The sequence below is a fragment of the Bacillus sp. JJ722 genome (assembly GCF_036963345.1).
In the GTDB taxonomy this organism is placed as follows: domain Bacteria; phylum Bacillota; class Bacilli; order Bacillales; family DSM-1321; genus Bacillus_AD.
In genome coordinates, this window is the sequence record NZ_JBALMO010000396.1 from 1 (window position 1) to 1,236 (window position 1,236).

A 1,236-nucleotide genomic window follows, 5' to 3' on the forward strand; every position below is an offset into this window, starting at 1 on the left:
ATCTGTTCCATCATATATTCTCCATAATCTTGCTTCACGGTACCATCGTTCAATTGGAAGTTCTCTTGTGTAACCCATCCCACCATGAATTTGTAATACGCGATCAACAACTCTATTACCCATATTCGATCCGTATAATTTCGCAATAGATGCTAAATGACGATTATCTTCACCATTATCTAAAGTAAACGCTGCATTAAGTACTAACCATTTAGCCGCTTCAATTTCAACTGCTGAATCAGCAATTTGCCATTGGATTGCTTGTCTTTCTGCAATTGGCTTTCCAAATGTTTCACGCTCTTTTGCGTAATCAATTGCCATTTGTAGCAATCTTTCAGCAGAGCCAACGGCACGAGCTCCAACAATCCAACGTGCAAAACCAATCCATTCTAATCCCAGGTTATAGCCCCTATCTACTTCTCCTAAAATATTTTCCTCAGGAACTCTTACATTATCAAAAACTAAACCTGCAGGGCCCCATTCCCCCATCGTATCGATGTATTCTGATCGCCAGCCCAAATCACGATCAACAATGAAACATGTAACGCCTTCACGACCTGTTCTTTGATGCTTTTCTTTATTAGTAATTGCAATTACCATTGTAAAATCTGCATCATTACCACCTGTGATGAATGTTTTCTCACCATTTATTACCCATTCGTTCCCATCTTTCACAGCTGTCATCTTAATGTTTCTTGTATCAGAACCCGCTCCTGGCTCTGTCATCGCAAAGCAAGACTTCTTCTCACCATTTATAGTTGGAATTAAATATTTTTTCTTTTGTTCCTCATTTGCATAATAGAGAATGTTATCTGCGGAACCGCCAAAGTTAAAAGGCACAAATGTTTTCGACACTTCCATCAAAACAATCGCCATCATCATTTGTCCTAAGTTTGCTCCACCATATTCCTCTGGTGTATTAATACCCCAGAAACCAGCTTCCTTCGCTTTCATCTGAAGCTCTTTTAACTTTCCAGCAGGAAGGCTTGGTCTACTTTCTCTTTCGTTTCTTAAAACATCATTTTCCAAAGGAATTAATTCCTTTTCTACAAACTTTCGAATAGTTTGTTGTACCATCTTTTGTTCCTCAGTTAAACGTAAGAACATAATATCTACTCCTTGTTTAGTAAATTTAGCTTTCAAAATTTCCAAACATACCAACTGGTAGGTATATTATAAATATTTTATTCTGAATTTTCTTGAAATTCAATACTTTATTTGTAAAAATATAAAGTA

Annotated in this window: 1 protein-coding gene; it reads right to left on the reverse strand. The window is 36.7% G+C overall.

Features of this window, described 5'->3' with window-relative positions; translation table 11 throughout:
- On the reverse strand, positions 1 to 1,107 hold a 1,107-nt coding region (locus tag V7014_RS26685; protein ID WP_335512077.1), incomplete at its 3' end, for an acyl-CoA dehydrogenase family protein.
- Positions 1,108 to 1,236 lie beyond the last annotated feature (129 nt).